16 protein-coding genes are annotated in these 16,393 nt (G+C 73.4%); 3 read left to right on the top strand and 13 right to left on the bottom strand.

Annotated elements, in window-relative coordinates; all coding sequences use genetic code 11:
- Window positions 1-14: 14 nt before the first annotated feature.
- Entirely contained in the window at window positions 15-263 is a 249-nt protein-coding gene (locus ABZ810_RS24345; protein WP_358406733.1) for a Fic family protein, read from the top strand.
- On the opposite strand, the gene ABZ810_RS24350 is transcribed toward ABZ810_RS24345, so the two are convergent.
- The 4 genes from ABZ810_RS24350 to ABZ810_RS24365 form a co-directional block, all read right to left on the bottom strand.
- Window positions 244-1,023, bottom strand: a complete 780-nt coding sequence (locus tag ABZ810_RS24350; protein ID WP_358406736.1) for an ABC transporter permease — start codon at window positions 1,021-1,023, stop codon at window positions 244-246. The two genes, ABZ810_RS24345 and ABZ810_RS24350, sit on opposite strands and share 20 nt — an antisense overlap.
- Entirely contained in the window at window positions 1,020-1,937 is a 918-nt protein-coding gene (locus ABZ810_RS24355; protein ID WP_358406739.1) for an ATP-binding cassette domain-containing protein, read from the bottom strand. Before ABZ810_RS24355 ends, ABZ810_RS24350 begins: the two co-directional genes overlap by 4 nt.
- 76 nt (window positions 1,938-2,013) lie before the next feature.
- Entirely contained in the window at window positions 2,014-2,721 is a 708-nt protein-coding gene (locus ABZ810_RS24360; RefSeq protein ID WP_358406741.1) for a response regulator transcription factor, read from the bottom strand.
- A 5-nt stretch (window positions 2,722-2,726) separates the two neighbouring features.
- Window positions 2,727-3,911, bottom strand: a complete 1,185-nt coding sequence (locus tag ABZ810_RS24365) for a histidine kinase (protein WP_358406744.1) — start codon at window positions 3,909-3,911, stop codon at window positions 2,727-2,729.
- Between the two features lie 35 nt (window positions 3,912-3,946).
- On the opposite strand from ABZ810_RS24365, the gene ABZ810_RS24370 reads away from it, so the two are divergent.
- Entirely contained in the window at window positions 3,947-4,180 is a 234-nt protein-coding gene (locus ABZ810_RS24370) for an alpha/beta hydrolase (protein ID WP_358406746.1), read from the top strand.
- Window positions 4,181-4,190: 10 nt separating this feature from the next.
- Here ABZ810_RS24370 and ABZ810_RS24375 read toward each other — a convergent pair whose 3' ends face one another.
- Window positions 4,191-5,390 (bottom strand): Ig-like domain-containing protein, encoded by a 1,200-nt coding sequence (locus tag ABZ810_RS24375; RefSeq protein WP_358406748.1) that lies wholly within the window; start codon window positions 5,388-5,390, stop codon window positions 4,191-4,193.
- A 156-nt stretch (window positions 5,391-5,546) separates the two neighbouring features.
- On the opposite strand from ABZ810_RS24375, the gene ABZ810_RS24380 reads away from it, so the two are divergent.
- The gene (locus ABZ810_RS24380; protein WP_358406750.1) at window positions 5,547-6,128 is read left to right on the top strand and encodes a hypothetical protein; all 582 of its coding nucleotides are present in this window, start codon (window positions 5,547-5,549) and stop codon (window positions 6,126-6,128) included.
- A gap of 47 nt (window positions 6,129-6,175) precedes the next feature.
- Here the strand turns inward: ABZ810_RS24380 and ABZ810_RS24385 are convergent, their stop codons facing one another.
- The 8 genes from ABZ810_RS24385 to tal all read right to left on the bottom strand — a co-directional run bounded on the left by ABZ810_RS24385 (window position 6,176) and on the right by tal (window position 16,387).
- A complete protein-coding gene (locus ABZ810_RS24385; protein ID WP_358406751.1) occupies window positions 6,176-6,763 on the bottom strand; it encodes a hypothetical protein in 588 nt (195 codons plus the stop codon).
- A 9-nt stretch (window positions 6,764-6,772) separates the two neighbouring features.
- Window positions 6,773-7,555, bottom strand: coding sequence for a 6-phosphogluconolactonase (gene pgl, locus ABZ810_RS24390; RefSeq protein ID WP_358406753.1), 783 nt, complete (start codon window positions 7,553-7,555; stop codon window positions 6,773-6,775).
- A complete protein-coding gene (locus ABZ810_RS24395) occupies window positions 7,552-8,574 on the bottom strand; it encodes a glucose-6-phosphate dehydrogenase assembly protein OpcA (RefSeq protein WP_358406756.1) in 1,023 nt (340 codons plus the stop codon). Before ABZ810_RS24395 ends, pgl begins: the two co-directional genes overlap by 4 nt.
- A gap of 1 nt (window position 8,575) precedes the next feature.
- A complete protein-coding gene (zwf, locus tag ABZ810_RS24400) occupies window positions 8,576-10,105 on the bottom strand; it encodes a glucose-6-phosphate dehydrogenase (RefSeq protein ID WP_358406757.1) in 1,530 nt (509 codons plus the stop codon).
- A 67-nt stretch (window positions 10,106-10,172) separates the two neighbouring features.
- Window positions 10,173-11,774, bottom strand: coding sequence for a glucose-6-phosphate isomerase (locus tag ABZ810_RS24405; RefSeq protein WP_358406759.1), 1,602 nt, complete (start codon window positions 11,772-11,774; stop codon window positions 10,173-10,175).
- A gap of 19 nt (window positions 11,775-11,793) precedes the next feature.
- Window positions 11,794-13,506 (bottom strand): phosphoheptose isomerase, encoded by a 1,713-nt coding sequence (locus ABZ810_RS24410; RefSeq protein WP_358406761.1) that lies wholly within the window; start codon window positions 13,504-13,506, stop codon window positions 11,794-11,796.
- 101 nt (window positions 13,507-13,607) lie between these two features.
- Window positions 13,608-15,275 carry a glucose-6-phosphate isomerase gene (locus ABZ810_RS24415; protein ID WP_358406762.1) on the bottom strand — a complete coding sequence of 556 codons (1,668 nt, stop codon included), beginning with the start codon at window positions 15,273-15,275 and terminating at the stop codon, window positions 13,608-13,610.
- Window positions 15,272-16,387: a transaldolase gene (gene tal / locus ABZ810_RS24420; RefSeq protein WP_358406765.1), complete on the bottom strand. Its 1,116-nt coding sequence runs from the start codon at window positions 16,385-16,387 to the stop codon at window positions 15,272-15,274. Before tal ends, ABZ810_RS24415 begins: the two co-directional genes overlap by 4 nt.
- Window positions 16,388-16,393 lie beyond the last annotated feature (6 nt).

Genomic DNA, 16,393 nt, shown 5'->3' on the forward strand with positions numbered 1-16,393 from the left:
TCCCGGGCGGCTCGGTGCCTCTCGCGTCCCGGGCCGCCCGCGCCTACCTCGACGTCTGCTTCTTCCACCCGTTCGCCGACGGCAACGCCAGGTCCGCCCTGCTCGCCCTGGTCTTCGTGCTGGCGCGCGAGGACGTCCGCCTCGAACGGCTCGGGCCGCTGCCCTTCACCTCCCGGCGCGCCGACGACCCGGACGCGGCGGCCGAGCTCGTCCGCCTCGTCCAGGTCCTCCTGCGCCGGCGGGCTACTTCACCTCACGCCTGATCAGGCGGATGACGCCGATCACCAGGGGGAGGACCAGCCACAACAGCAGCGAGGTGCCCGCGCGGGCCCACTCCTCCCCGGTGATGGTGCCGGGCTCGCTGAGCGCGAGGAGCGTGCGGTTGGTGTCCAGCCAGCCCGCCGCGCCCTTGAGCTTGGACACCACCTCGCCGAGCGTCGTCCAGAGCGTGGGGAGCACGAAGAACATCACGATCGCCAGCGGCGAGTTCATGAACAACATGCCGAACGCGGCGCCCATGAGCAGCGTGAGCACGGCGAACAGCAGGGTCAGCCCGATCCGGCCGGGCGTGAGGGTCCAGCTTCCGTCCGACCGGCCCGTCACCTCGCCGATCCCGCGCGAGATCACGGCCGTCACCAGGCCCACGGCGACGAACAGCGCGCCGAGCGCCGAACCCGCGAAGAGCTTGGCCACCAGCACCCGGGGCCGTTCCGGGACGAGCGTGAACGTGGTGAGCGCCGTCCGCTGGGACCACTCGCTCGTCACCGCGAGGATGCCGATGACGGGCAGGAGGAACGAGACGCCGGTCTGGGACGCGGTGAAGAACTCCAGCAGCGTCTGGTCCTCCTCGGGGACCGCGAACAGGATGACCGGCATCATCGCCACCGCCGTGAGCGCGATGAGGATGAGCATCCACCGGCCGGAGCGGGTGTCGACCATCTTGCGGATCTCGACGGCGCTGAGCCGCGCGAGGGACGGGCGGGCCGGCTCCAGCAGGGAGGCCGGCGCGGTGATCGTGGTCATCGCAGTGCCTCCTGCGGGACGGGTGCCGTGGCGGCGGCCGGGTTGGTGAGCGACAGGAACAGCTCTTCCAGGCCGCCCCCGCCGGCCTGGCGCAGCTCCAGGAGGATGACGCCGTTGGCGGCGGCGGCCCGTCCCACCTGCTCGGGGGAGGCGTCGACGGCGAACGCGCCCTGGCCGTCCGGCCGCGCGGTCAGCTCCGCCTGCGCCAGCGCCGCCTGGAGGGCCGCCGGGTCGAGGGCGCGCACGATGACCCCGCCGGGCTTGGTCAGCAGCTCCTGCTTGCTGCCCTGCGCGACGATCCGGCCGCCGGCGATGACGACGAAACGGTCGGCGACCGCCTCGACCTCCAGCAGCAGGTGCGAGGAGAGCAGGACCGTGCCGCCCCGGTCGGCGAAGTCGCGCAACATCGAGCGCATCCAGAAGATGCCCTCGGGGTCGAGGCCGTTGGCGGGCTCGTCCAGGATCAGCACGCTCGGGTCGCCGAGTAGCGCCTGCGCGATGCCGAGGCGCTGGCGCATGCCGAGCGAGTAGCCGCCGACGCGGCGCCGGGCCGCCTTGGGGGACAGCCGCACGCGCTCGAGCATCTCGCCCACGCGGCTCTGGTCGACGCCCAGGATCTGGGCGGACAGCGACAACGTCTCGCGGCCGGTGCGGCCCGCGTGCTGCGCGGCGGCGTCCAGCAGCACGCCCACGTGCCGGCCGGGGTTGCTGATACGGCGGTAGGGGACCCCCTTGACGGTCGAGGACCCGGAGGTCGGCGGGGTCAGCCCGCAGATCATCCGCATCGTGGTGGACTTGCCCGCCCCGTTGGGGCCGAGGAACCCGGTGACCGTTCCCGGCTCACAGCGGAACGAGACGTCCTCGACCGCGGTGACCTCGCGATACCGCTTGGTCAGGCTCTCAACACTGATCATGCCTTCCAGGCTGCCGGGGCCGGCCGGCCCCGCGCGTCGGCCGGGGGTCCAGAGCACCGTCGACCAAAGTCGATGCTCACCCGTCCGATGGACCGTCGCGGCCGTCGCGGCCGTCGCGGCCGTCGTGGTCGTCGCGCGCGTCGTGGACCAGCAGCGCGATCTGCACCCGGTTGTTGAGCTCCAGCTTGGTCAGCAGCCGCGAGACGTACGCCTTGACGGTCGCGACGCTCAGCGACAGCTCCCGGCCGATCTCGCTGTTGGTCCTGCCCCGTCCGACCAGCAGCGCGACCGCGCGCTCGCCCTCGCTCAGCGTGCCGAGCCGGGCCCTGGCCCGCTCCCGGCGCGGGTCGACCCCGGCGCCCGCGACGTACGACATCATCCGGCGCAGCACCGCCGGCGACATCATCGGCTCACCGGCCGCGACCTGCCGGATCGCCCGCATGATCTCCGGGGGCGGGGTGTGCTTGAGCAGGAAGCCGCCCGCTCCGGCGCGCATCGCGCGCAGGATGTGGTCGTCGGTGTCGAACGTGGTGAGAATGATGATCTCGGGCGGGTCCGTGCGGGACCGCAGCAGCTCGGTGGCCGCGAGCCCGTCCATCCGCGGCATCCGGATGTCCATCAGGACCACGTCGGGGTGGTGCTGGTTGACCGCGGCCACGACCTCGGCGCCGTCGCCGACGTCCGCGACCACCTCCAGGTCTCCGGCGCCGGCCAGCATCATCGACAGCCCCCTCCGCACGAGGGCGTCGTCGTCGACGATGAGCACGCGGATGGGCGAGTCCATTTGCCTCACTCTACTGATCGTTCGGGGAGCGGCAGGGCCACATGAAGGCGGTACACGTCCGACGTGCGGCCGTGCTCGATGGTGCCGCCGACCAGGGCGACGCGCTCCTTGAGGCCGACCAGCCCGGCGCCCGCGCCGGGCAGGCCGAGCGGGGGCAGACCGGGCGGCAGCCGGTTGACGATGTCGATGGTCAGCTCGTCCTCGTGCGGCGTCTCGACGATGACGCGGACGTGCGCGCCGGGCGCGTGCTTGCGCGCGTTGGTCAGTCCCTCCTGGACGACCCGGTAGGCGTGGCGGCCGATCCGGGCCGGGACGGCGTCGGGGTCGGCGATCCGGGCGTCCAGCGTGACGTGCGCGCCCGCCTCGCGCGACTGGTCGATCAGCGCGGGCAGGTCGGTCAGCGTGGGCTGCGGCCGGTCGCGCTCGCCGGGCGCGCGGGCCTCGGTGGTGAGCTCGCCGTCGCCGCGGAGCACGCCGATCACCTCGCGCAGGTCCTCCATGGCCTCGTAGGCCGACTGGCGGATGACCCCGGCCGCCTCCCGCTGCGCGGGCGGGACGTCGGCGCTGAACTCCAGGGCTCCGGCGTGCACCGAGAGCAGCGAGATCCGGTGCGCGAGGACGTCGTGCATCTCGCGGGCGATGCGTTCGCGTTCCAGCAGCCGGGCCTCCTCGACGCGCAGCCGCTGGCCCTCCTCGGCCTCCCGGGCACGTTCCCTGAGCGACCGGATGAGGAGGCGTTGCGACCGGATCAGCAGCCCGACGCTGACCAGCACCGCGTACCCCGAATAGAACGTGACCAGCCCTTCCCGGTACTCCGTCGGGTCGAGCGGGACGAGGCTGAAGACGACGGTGATGACGCCGAGGTTGGCCGCGGCGACGGCGGCGGTCACCAGCCAGGACCGGTTCACCGCGACCGTGAACACCGCGAGGGCGGCCGGGCCGTACGCCGTCGACGCGAAGATCTGAGTGATCATCAGCACCACCGCCAGGCCGACCGGCCAGGTGCGGCGCAGGAGCAGGAGCAGGCCGCACGCCACGGCACCGACCACGAGGTCGTTGACGAGGTAGGCCTGCTTGCCCTCCTCGAAACTGCTCATGGAGGCGCCGAGCATGAGCAGGCCCACCACCGCCGCCACGACGGTGACGGCGGCGTCGGTGGCCCACTCGCGCCTGGTCCGCCGCAGTTCCACCTGGTCAACGGTATAGGGCGGCGGGCGCCGCGGCAGTGACCGCAGGTCGATGCGGGATCGACTTTGGTCGATGGCGCCGGCGCCCGGGCGGCGAGTCGCGGCTGCTGCCGGGCTCGCGGCTGGTGACGCTGCGGGCGTTCGTGCACGCCCCCTACCAGGCCTCGTACGGCAACGCGTGCGTCGACGACCGGGTGAACGGCTACCTGGCGACCGGTGTGCCGCCCGCCCGCGACGTCACCTGTGGCGCCTACGTCACCTGTGACGCCTAGGGGAGAGGTCTCACGTGAGCGGCCGGCCCGTGACCGGCGCCCCCAGGGCGCTGCCCTGGAGCCAGCCGCTCCACGAGATCGCCCACGGTGTCGGCCCGTTGCCGAACTTCAGCTTGCGGGTGGTGCCGGTGACCTCGATGACGTCGCCGCGCTGCGTGAAGTTGTAGAACCACTTGGCGTCCGACGGCGAGGCGTTGACACAGCCGTGGCTGACGTTGGCGCTGCCCTGCGAGCCGGTCGACCAGGGCGCCGAGTGCACGAACGTGCCGCTGTAGGTCATGCGGACGTTCCAGTCCGTCGGGGTGCGGTAATCGCCGGGGTTGCCGGTGGTGGAGGAGTCCATGACCATGTGCGCCTGCTTCTCCTGCGCGATCATGACGCCGGTGTAGCTGTCGTCGCCGGGCTTGCCGAGGCTGACCTTCATCGAGCGCACGGTCTCGTCGCCGTCGGTCACGGTCGCCCGGTGCGTCTTCGCGTTGATCTTCGTGTAGTGCCTGGGCCCGACGGTGAAGCTGAGCGTGCGGTCCTTCACCCCGTACATCCCGTTGCCCGCCTTGACGCCCGCCAGGTGCGCGACGACCTGGACCTTGGAGTTCGCCGGCCAGTACTCGCGAGGCCGGAAGTCGACCTCCTTGTCACTGATCCAGTGCCAGGCGCCCTCCACCGGCTTGGACATCTTCACCTCGAGCGAACGTTCGACCGCCTGCCGGCCCTCCTTGGTGGAGACCGGCTGGGTGAGCAGCAGCTGGACCGGCATGCCGACGCCGACCTTCTCGCCCTCCAGCGGCGCCATCCCGCTCTCGAGCTTCTTGCGCGGCGTCAGCGTGGTGAACGTGGAGGTGGCCGTCGCCGCCTTGCCGTCGTCGGTGCCCTTGGCCGTCACGGTGTAGGTGGTCGACGGGCGCAGCGTCCAGTCCGACTTCCACGACAGGCCGTCCGCCGCGAGCCTGCCGGCGGCCTTGCGGCCCTTGGCGTCGGCGAGGGTCACCTCGGTCAGCTTGCCCTTGTCGGCCTTGACCGTGACCGGCTGGTCGGGCGCGACCTGCTTGGCGCCGGTCGCCGGGGTGATCGCCAGGTTGACCGCCGGGGCCTTCCCGCCGCCGGAATCGCCGCCGGACGTGCCGCCATCGTCACCCGAGCACGCGGAGGCGGCGATCACCACCACGGTCATCATCACCGTTCCCGCCGCTGCGGCCCGACCCTTGAGCACCTCTGACCCTCCTCAGCGTCCGCCGGTGTCCGGCACGGGGATGTCCCCGTCCGACAGGGTATGTCCTCGGCGGCGCGTCATGCTCCGGCCCGGCATTCGGGGAAGGTCAAGGAAAACCGATTGCCCGCGCCGCCCGGTGTCGACGATGGTGGGATCATGCAGGTCACCTTTCACCGGACGGCGGGCAACGTCTACTTCAGCACCGCCGCACGGGACGACGGCGTGACCGTGCGGGTGCCGGGTTACGACCGCACCAGCCCGGTCCCGCACGACCTCGCCCACTTCATCGCCGAACGCGAGTTCGAGCTCGACCGCGGCTTCTGGGGGAGCGTCGCGGCGGGCGCGATGTTCACCAACATGACGGTTCTCGAGGGACGGCGGCGGCCGCACGCGGCCGAACGTTCCAAGGAGATCCTCAAGGCCAACGGGGCGTGGATCGGCGTCTCCGAGGCCGTGGCCGGCGCCGTCCACGACGCGGTCGAGGAGGGCCACGGCGCCGAGCGGGCGCTGGCGGCCATGCGCGCCATGCAGGGGATCGTGAGCACCGAGCCGCTGCCGGTCACCGCCGGTGACATCGAGCGGGCCGTCGCCGGGCTGCGCACCGCCGCCGAGCGCTGGGCCCAGGTGCCCGTCGGGGAGAGCATGAGCCTGTCCTGGGGCGTCCCGGTTTTCACGCCCGGACGCCCGTCCAGGCAGCGCAAGGGCGGCGGCCGCCGCATGCCGCGCGGTGTCCGCTGAGCCCTGGGGCAGTCGACTTCGAGACACGCCCTGGGTCGAGTGCTCGCTCAGGCGCCCGACTCGAGGGCGGCGAGCACGGTGCGGCCGCGCGGTGAGATCTCGTAGCCGACCGGGAGGCTCTCGGTCAGCCCGAGCTCCTTCAGCTTGCGCACGTCGGCCTTGAACGGCGCCGTCTCGACGCCGCGGCGTCCCGCCAGGTCGGGCGCCCGCACCCCGGGGTTGTCGGCGATCAGGCGCAACACCGCCGCCGTCCACGGGCCGCGCCGGGACGCGCGGTCGAACCGTTCGAGCCGCGCCAGCACCGCCGCGAGCTCGCCGGCGTCCGGATCCGCGCGCTCGCGCAGCGCCTCGCGCGGGTCGGCGCCCTCGAAACGCAGCAGGACGCGGTGCACTTCGCCGTCGGAGCGTGCGGCCAGGAAGGCGAGCAGTTCCTCCAGCGACGCGTGCCCGGCGCGCCGCGCCTCGTCCTCGGTGATCGACGCGGCATCGACCGTGCGCACGTCCTCCACCGCGACCACGCCGGCCGCCGTGCGCAGCCGGGTGCCGGCGCGCACGCGCGGGCGTGCCCACCGCCGGAACGCCAAGGTGATCGTCCCGTCGGCGAGGCCCGCCCACGTGTGCTTGGGGAACAACATCCGCGGCCCTCAGGGGGAGGCGATGCGCTCGATCCCCGGCGGCAGCTGCGACGCGGCCGCCCGGTCGAGCAGGAACAGGGTGGCCTGGCGGCCCCGCACGCCCGCGACCGGCACCTGCACCGGCCCGGCCTCCCTCGACAGGCCCATCCGGACCGCCCGCGCCTTCCCCTCGCCGGCCGCGAGGATCCAGACCTCGCGGGCGGCGTTGATCGCCTTGAAGCCCAGCGAGATCCGGGTGGGCGGTGGCTTGGGCGCGCCCCGCACCGCCATCGCCGGACGCTCGTCGTAGACCGCCGGCATCTCCGGGAACAGCGACGCCACGTGCGCGTCGGGCCCGACGCCCAGCATCAGGATGTCGAACGACGGCACCGGGCCGTGGTCCTCGGGCCGGGCGGCGGCCCGCAGCTCGGCCGCGTACCGTTCGGCCGCGGCCTCCGGGTCGTCGCCGTCGGGGCCGTCGGTGGCGGGCATGGCGTGCACCCGCGCCGGGTCGAGGCCGACGTGGTCGAGCAGCGCCTGGCGGGCACCGGTCTCGTTGCGCTCGGGGTCGCCGCTGGGCAGGAACCGTTCGTCGCCCCACCACACGTCCAGCCGCCGCCAGTCGATCGCGTCGCGCGCGCCGGTGGCGGCGAGCTCGGCGAGCACCGCGGTGCCGACGCCGCCGCCCGTCAGGACGACGGAGGCGCCGTCCCGGGCGGCCTGGACGTCGACGATCCGCGTGACCAGCCGCGCCGCCACCGCCTGGGCCAGCAGCTTCTGGTCCCGGTGGATCAGGACGGTCGGGGTGGTCATCCGCCCGTCCCCTCCGCGCCGTTCTTGGGCTTGGCCGACTTGGGCACGGCCGTCTTGTCCTGGGCCGCCGCCCTGGTCTTCTTGTCCTTGGCGGCGGAGCCGTCCCCGGCCGCCAGGTCCTTGGCGAACTTGGCCGACGCCTCCTGGTAGGGCTCGTCGGGGTCGAGCCGCCGCAGCTCCTCGGCCAGCAGCTCCGACATGCCTCGGCGCTGCAGCGCCACCTGCCGGTCCGGCTGGTCGGGGCGCGACAACGTCGCCACCCGGCCGTCCGGCCGCGAGACCACCAGGTCGCCGCTCCTGGTGGTCAGCGTGGCACCGGTGATGCCCGGGCCGTCGGAGACCACCCGGCTGATCGGGACGCCGAGCCGGATCGACAACCAGGCCGCCAGCAGCTCGGCGCTCGGGCTGTCGGGCTCGGCCGAGACCTCGCCCCCGGTGATCTCGTCGTGGTCCTGGTCGAGCGCGGCGGCCAGCAGCGACCGCCACGGCGTCAGCCGCGTCCACGAGAAGTCGGTGTCGCCCGGCTGGTACCCCTCGGCCAGCTTGGCCAGCGTGCCGAGCCGGTCGCGGGCGGCGTAGGCGTCGGTCACCCGCCGCTGGGCCAGCGCGCCCAGCGGGTCGTCGGCGGGCACCTTGGGCACCTTGCCGCCGGGCCACCAGGTCACCACGGGCGTGTCGGGCATCAGCAGCGGGACGACCACCGAGTCGGAGTGCTCGGCCAGCGGCCCGTACATGCGCAGCAGCACGGTCTCGCCGGGGCCGGTCTCGCCCATCCGGATCTCCGCGTCGAGCCGCGAGCTGCTGCCGCGCGCCTCCCGGGAGATGACCGTCAGGACGCGGCACGGGTGCTCGCGGGACGCCTCGGTGCCGGCCCGGACCGCGTCGTACTGCGCGGACTCGTCGGTCACGATGATGAGCGTCAGCACCATGCCGACGGCCGGGCCGCCCATCAGGTGCCGGGCCTGCGTCAGCGCCTCCTGGATCCGGCGGGTGCTGGTGTCGGTGAGATCGATGTTCATCTCAGAGTCGCCTCCAAGCGCGTCCGTCGCGGGCCATGAGCTCGTCCGCGCTGCGCGGTCCGTAGCCGCCCGACTTGTACTGGTCGAGCTTGGGCTGGGACGCCCAGTACTCGGTCACCGGGTCGAGGATCTGCCAGGAGAGCTCGACCTCCTCCTGCCGCGGGAACAGCGGCGGGTCGCCGATGAGCACGTCGAGCAGCAGCCGCTCGTAGGCCTCGGGGGAGGACTCGGTGAACGACTCGCCGTAGGCGAAGTCCATGTTGACGTCGCGGATCTCCATCGAGGTGCCGGGCACCTTGGAGCCGAACCGCACGGTGATGCCCTCGTCCGGCTGCACCCGCATGACCAGGGCGTTCTCGCCGAGCTCCTCGGTGTCGGTCTGCGAGAACGGCAGGTGCGGCGCCGCCTGGAAGATCATCGCGACCTCGGTCACCCGGCGGCTGAGCCGCTTGCCGGTGCGCATGTAGAACGGCACGCCCGCCCAGCGGCGGTTGTCGATCTCCAGCTTGATGGCCGCGTACGTCTCGGTGCGCGAGTCCGGGGGGATGCCGTCCTCGTTCAGATAGCCCTTCACCGCCACGCCGCCCTGCCAGCCCGCCGCGTACTGCCCGCGCGCGGTGGCCTGGGCCGGGTCGTCCGCCACCCGCACCGAGGACAGGATCTTGGCCTTCTCGGCCCGGACCGCCTCCGCGCTGAACGAGGTGGGCTCCTCCATCGCGGTCAGCGCCAGCAGCTGGAGCAGGTGGTTCTGGATGACGTCACGGGCCGCGCCGATGCCGTCGTAGTAGCCCGCGCGGCCGCCGATGCCGATGTCCTCGGCCATGGTGATCTGCACGTGGTCGACGAAGGAGCGGTTCCAGATCGGCTCGAACATCGTGTTGGCGAACCGCAGCGCCAGGATGTTCTGCACGGTCTCCTTGCCGAGGTAGTGGTCGATCCGGAAGATCGACTCCTCGGGGAAGACGCGGTGCACCGTGTCGTTGAGCTCCTTGGCGCTCGTCAGGTCGTGGCCGAACGGCTTCTCGATGACCACCCGCCGCCAGGCCGAGTCGTCGTCGTGCTCGGCCAGGCCGCTGCGCTGGAGCTGCTCGACCACCTGGGGGAAGAACTTCGGCGGGATGGACAGGTAGAACGCGTAGTTGCCGCCGGTCCCGCGGGTCTGGTCGAGCTCCTTGACCGCCATCGCGAGCGCGTCGAACGCGCCCGGGTCGCTGAACTCGCCGGGGACGAAGTGCATGCCCTCCGACAGGTGCTTCCAGACCTCCTCGCGGAAGGGGGTGCGGGCGTGCTCCTTGACCGACTCGTAGGCGATCTGCCGGAAGTCCTGGTGGTCCCAGTCACGGCGGGCGAAGCCGACCAGCGAGAAACCCGGCGGCAGCAGCCCCCGGTTGGCCAGGTCGTAGATGGCCGGCAGCAGCTTCTTGCGCGACAGGTCCCCGGTGACTCCGAACAACACGAGCACACAGGGCCCGGCCACCCGGGGCAGCCGCTTGTCCCGCGGATCCCTGAGCGGGTTGGATGTGGTGCTCACGTGACGGCCCCCTCTTCTGGCATATCTGTGAACGGCATATCTCTGGATGTCGGTGGTCGTGCCGACCTCATGCCTCTCCTCGGGCGGATTCGAGCAGCCGGGCGAGTCCCGCCCAGCGATTCTGCAGATGCAGCCGGACCACCGGACGGCCCCCGCTCCTCGCCGCACGCGCCTCCCCGAGAGCCTGCGCGAGCTGGAGCCGGCCCAACCGGTAATGCCGGTCCGGTACGGGCACGTCGTGAACGACGTTCCCGGTCAACACCAGGTATACGCCCCTCTCCCGACGATCATTCCCGATTGCCGGGTAACGGGAACCCCAGCTGATCGTCACGGGGCGGGCACAGCGGGAGGCCAGCAGCGCCGCCAGCCGCCGGACCTGCGTGCCCTGCCCGCGTACCGGGTCGGGGTCGAGATGCGCGACGACGGCCAGGTGCCCGTCCTCGTCGACGCGGCCGGCCAGCGCGTCGAACACGCCGTCCAGGCCGGTGGCGGCCGCGACCGCCGGATCGGCGGTGTGCACCTCCACGGCGCGCCCCGGATCGCCGACGACCAGCACCGGCGGCGCCGGCTCCGGTCGCGGGGAGCCCTCCGCGGGCGCCGGCGGCCCGGCGAGCGGGTCGACGCCGAGCAGGTGCGCGGCCACCGCAGCCGCGTACTCCCAGACCACCAGCTGCGCGGACGGGGGAGCGGTGACGGTCGCGTCGTCCTGCCGGGGACGGCCGTCCAGCGTCACCAGGAACACGTCGTCGGACGGCACGACGGGCAGGCCGCCGTGCTGGACGAGCGGCAGCAGCCGCCCGCCGGTCGCCTCGGCGAGCAGCACCGCGACCCAGTCGGCCAGCCCCGGGAGCGACGCGGGATAGTCGCCCAGCACCACCGTCGTGCGGCCCGCGCGGGCGGCGCCGCCCAGGATGGCCCCCAGCACCAGGCCCGGGTTGTGCTCGGGCCTGGTGAGGGAGGGCAGCACGGTCGCGGCGTGGTCGAGCAGGGCGGCGACGTCGGTGCCCGCCAGCGCGGCGGGGACGAGGGCGTAGGGGGACAGCACGCCGAAGGCCGTCCGCGCCGGGGCCTCGATCAGCGGGTGGCCCGCCTCGTCCGCGCGCTTGGCCGAGGCGTCGGCCGGCGCGGCGACGGTGACGAACCGCCGGGCGATCTGCGCGGGCGACAGGTTCAGATCCTGGAACATCCGCACGAAGATCCGGCGCAGCGTGTCGGAGGTGGTGTCGTCGCCGCTCACCACGACCATCGTGCGCCGCAGCCGCTCGTGGTCGGCGCCGAGCCGGACGACCGGGCCCGGCTCCGCGTTCTCCAGCACCGTCAGCGGCCGGCCCGCCGCCGAGTTGCGGACGATGAGCTCGGCGGCCCTGGCGGGGGCGCCGCGGCCGAGCAGCGCCAGCTCGGTGAGCCCCTGCGCGCGCGCCCGCTCGCGCAGCTCGTCCAGCCGCGGCAGGAGCGCCCTGGACGGGCCGGGCTGGCCGGGCCAGCACAACGTGCGGCCATCGTCGTCGGCCGCCGCCCCGGACGGCCAGAGCGAGGGGTCCTCCGAGGCGAGCCGGACCGGCACCTGGTCGATCCAGAGCCTGCCCAGCATGCGTTCGGCGGCCTCCCGCACCGGCCCGCGGGCGGTGACGGTCGTGTCGCCTGAGACGACCGCGGTGTAACTGGTCACGGCCGGATCCGGTCGCTGTTCACGTGGCGCGGGCCGCCTCGGCGAGCCGTCCGGCGGATTCGACGGGGTTGCGCAGGTGCAGCCGCAGGACGGGCATGCCGCGCTGGCGCAGCGCGCGCACCTCGGCCACCGCGCGGGCGAGCTGGAGCTTGCCGAGGGTGTACGGGCGGCCCGGCACGGGATGGTCGGTGCCCGGCTCCCCGGTGATGATCAGGAACGCGCCGTTGCCCGGCCCCTCCTTGTGGATGGGGCCGGTCGCGTGCAGGTAGCCGGGCCCGGGGCCGTAGGAGACCGGCCGCCCGGTGCGGCGGGCCAGCGCGGGCGCCAGGTAGCGGCCGGAGAAGTCGCCGGACAGGTAGGTGACCACCGACAGGTAGCCGTCGGCCGGGATGCGGCTCAGCAGGTCGCCCAGCGCCGAGGACAGGTCGGCGGCGCCGGTGTGGGCGAGGTCGGTGTGCACCTCGATGTCGCCGTCGACGAACGTCGCGGAGCCGGTGAGCAGCGGGCCCGCGCCCGCCGCCCGCAGGATGGTCGCCGCGTCGTCCTCGGCGTCCTGGACCACCGGGCCGCCCGGCTCGAACGGGTTGACGCCGAGCAGCCAGCCCGCCACGGCGGTGGCGTACTCCCAGATGAGGAACTGCCCGCCGAGCGGAGCCCACAGCGAGGTGTCGGCGTCGGTGCCGGAGCCGGCGGCCGGGTTGAGCGCGACCGCGTGCACGTCGGGCCGGTCGCCCGGGTTGCCGGGAGTCTCGAACGCGAGCACGCCGCGGCCCTGCTTGCCCGTGCCGACCGCCAGGATCTGGGAGATCCAGGCGCTGAGCGCGCCCGGGCCGCCCGGCTCGCGGACCACGACCTTGTCGCGCGCGGTGCCCTGCGGGTTCTGCTGCGCGCAGCCGCCCAGGACCGCGCCGAGCAGCAGGCCCGGGTTCTCGTTGTCGCGGGCGAGTGACGGCACGACCGCCGCGGCCTCGTCGAGCAGCCGGCCGACGTCCGCGCCGGCCAGGACCGAGGGGACCAGCCCGTACGCCGACAGGGCGCCGAAGTGCCCGGGCAGGTAGGGGTCGGTGAGCCCGACCCGGTAGCCGCACTGGCGCGCGAAGTCGTGGAGGGGGCTGCCGTGGTCGGTGATGACGAGGAACCGCCCGGCGATCTCGCGTTCGGACAGGCCGTGCTCGCGGAACGCGGTGGAGAAGATGCGCCGGTAGGCGTCGCCCTCCAGCGAGACGCCCGCCTTGCTGGAGAGCACGACGAGGGTGCGGTCGAGCCGTTCGAGGGCGAACGAGAGCGCGGCGGTGTCGGAGCCGTCGAGGACGGTCAGCTCGCCGGAACGTTCGGTGTCGCGGGCCCCCGCGGCTCCCGGGTATCCGGAGTCGTCCGGCGGCGGCGTGCCCGGCGCCCCGGCCGCGGCCGGCTGTCGCGCCGCGGCGGGGGAGTGGGCCTCGACGACGGCCTGCGCGGCCATCGTCTCCGCGCCGATCCCGATCAGCACGACGTGGTCGAGCCCCGAGTAGCGCGCCTCGGCGACCAGGCCCTCGATCTGGTTGAGCAGGCCGTGCGAGGCGAACGGCAGGTCCAGCCAGCCCAGCCGGCTGTGGTCCACCGCGCGCCGCCCCCAGAGCCGGGGGTCCTTGGCGGCCAGCGCGCCGGGGACGCCGCAGCTCACGAGGTAGTCACGAGCCTGCAGCGCCGCGTCGAGGGCCTCGCCGCGGGTCAGTACGTCGAATCCGGACACCATTCCTCCTGAGCCCCCATCGTTTCAGGAGGGAACGGGCAACAGCCACCAAAACGCCGATCTTATGGATGACGATTGGTGAACGGGTGCACGACCGCGGGTCAGGCGGTGAGCACCTTGGTCAGCTGTGCGAGACCCTCCTCGCGGTCGCGCAGGTGGACGCGGAAGGCGGGGCGACCCATCGAGCGCAGCACCCGCAGGTCGCCGAACGCCTGGGCCAGCTGGAGCTGCCCCAGCGTGTAGGGCCTGCCCGGCACCTCGACGTCGTTCCTGACCGCCCCGGTGATCTGCAGGAACGATCCGTTCTGCGGACCGCCCTTGTGGTACTGCGCGGTCGAGTGCAGGACGCGCGGCCCCCAGCCGAACGTGACCGGGACGGCCTGCTTGCGGAGCCGCCCGCCGCGCGCGGCCAGCAGCGACCGCAGCCCGGCCGCCGAGGCGTCGCCCACCCGGTCGAGATAGGCCATCACCGCGAGGTAGCCGCGGTCGGCGACCCCCGACAGGATGCGGTCGAACGCGTCCGGGAGGTCCTTGACGCCCTTCAGCAGCTCCTCGCGGCAGTGCACCTCCACGGCGCCCGACACCAGCGTGGGAGCGGTGTGGATCACGGTGGGGGCGGTGCCCTCCTCGGCCCTCAGCAGCGCGGCGGCGTTGGCCTCCGACTCCCCGACGTCGGGAATGTCGAACGGGTTGACGCCGAGGACCCGGCACGCGACCGCCGTCGCGTACTCCCACAGCAGGAACTGGGCCCCGAGCGGGCCCGAGACGCTCAGCCCCGCCTCGCGGCCCGCGCCGGGCTCGTCCGGGCGGCTGCCCAGCACGACGCGGCGCATGTCGGGGGTCAGGTCGAAACCGGGCGCCACCACGCTCTCGACCAGGACCGGCAGCAGGCCCCTGCCGCCCTTGCCCGCGGACTCGCAGAGGAGCGCCTCCAGCCAGTCGCCGAACGCCACCAGGCCCGAGCCGTGGTCGGCGACGACCAGCTTGTCGCGGCCGGTCAGCGCCGAGCCGCCCAGCACCGCCCCCAGGGCCAGCGCCGGGTTGTCGTAGGGCTGCTGCAGCCGCGGCGCCAGCGCGGACGCCTCGTCCAGCAGCCGCGCCACGTCCACGCCCGCCAGCGCCGCGGGCACCAGCCCGGACGCCGACAGCGCGCCGAAACGGCCGGGCACGTCGGTGTCGGCCGGGACGACCCGGTGACCGCGCTCGGCGGCCAGGGCCTCCAGCGGCGAGCCGGGATCGGTGACGGCCACGAAGCGGCGCTTCAGGTCGTCGCCGCCGATCCCCGCGGCGGCGAACGCGCCCTCGAAGACCCGCCGCAGCGCGTCGGTCTCGACGGTCGAGCCGCTCTTGCTCGACACCACCACCAGCGTGCGGTCCAGCCGGTCGCCGAGCGCGGCGCCCACCTGGTGCGGGTCGGTGGTGTCGAGCACGGTCAGCTCCGCGCCCCCCGAGCGCGCGACGGCCTCGGCCGCGAACGCCGAGCCGCCCATGCCGGCGAGCACGACGCGGTCGAGCCCCGCCCCGCGCGCCTCGCCCGCCAGCTCGGCCAGGGGGCCCATCAGGGCGCGCGAACGTTCCGGCAGATCCAGCCAGCCCAGCGACCGCCGGGCCCGCTCGCGCGTGTCCGGCCCCCAGAGCCCGGCATGGCCGGACGCGAGGGAACCCGGGACGCCGTCGGAGACGAGACGGTCGAGGACCGTCTCGCTCTCGTCGACGACGGCGCCCCGGATGGTGACCGACACCCCGCCGGCGGTCACCACCGAGGTCACGCCTTGGACCCCTTGGCCTCGAGCTCGCTCTGGATGGTCCCGAGGAGTTCCTTCCAGGAGACCTCGAACTTGTCGACGCCCTCGTCCTCCAGGACCTTGACCACGTCGTCGTAGTCGACGCCCACTGACTTGAGGGCCGCCATGTGGGCGCGGGCGCCGTCGTACCCCGTCGTGATCGTGTCGCCCGTGACGTCGCTCTGCTCGGCCGTCGCGTCGAGCGTCGCCTCCGGCATCGTGTTGACGGTGCCGGGCGCGACGAGCCCGTCGACGTAGAGGGTGGCGGGCAGGTCGGGGTCCTTCACGCCGGTGGACGCCCACAGCGGGCGCTGGGGGCGGGCCCCGGCGTCCTTGAGGGCCTTCCACCGGTCGGTGGCGAACTTCTCCTCGTACAGCGCGTAGGCCAGCCGGGCGTTGGCCAGGCCCGCCTTGGAGCGCAGCCCCTTGGCCTCGTCCGAGCCGATCTTGTCGAGGCGCTTGTCGATCTCGGTGTCGACCCGGGACACGAAGAACGAGGCCACCGAGGTGATCGAGGAGATGTCGTGGCCGTTCTCGCGCGCCTGCTCGAGGCCCGCGAAGAAGGCGTCGATGACCTTCCCGTACCGCTCCAGCGAGAAGATCAGCGTCACGTTGACGCTGATGCCCTCGGCGAGCGCCGCCGTGATCGCCGGCAGGCCCTCCTCGGTCGCCGGGATCTTGATGAACAGGTTGGGCCGGTCGACCATCCACCACAGCGCCCTGGCCTCGGCGATCGTCTCGGCGGTCCGGCGGGCCAGCCGCGGGTCGACCTCGATCGACACCCGGCCGTCGAGGCCGTCGGTGCGGTCGTAGACGCCGCGCAGCACGTCGCAGCCCCACCGGATGTCGTAGGTGGTGATCGCGCGGGAGGCCTCCTCGACGGTCACCCCGCGCACCGCCAGGTCCTTCACCTGCTCGTCGTAGGCGTCGCCCTTGCTCAGCGCCTTGGCGAAGATCGTGGGGTTGGAGGTGACCCCCACCACGTACTTCTCCTTGACGAGCTTCTCGAGGTCGCCGGTGCGCAGCCGCTCACGGCTGATGTCGTCGAGCCAGATCGACACACCCTGGTCGGAGAGCTTCTTCAGGTTGTCGCTCATCGCTTC

This window comes from Spirillospora sp. NPDC047279, assembly GCF_040643285.1.
GTDB lineage: Bacteria > Actinomycetota > Actinomycetes > Streptosporangiales > Streptosporangiaceae > Spirillospora.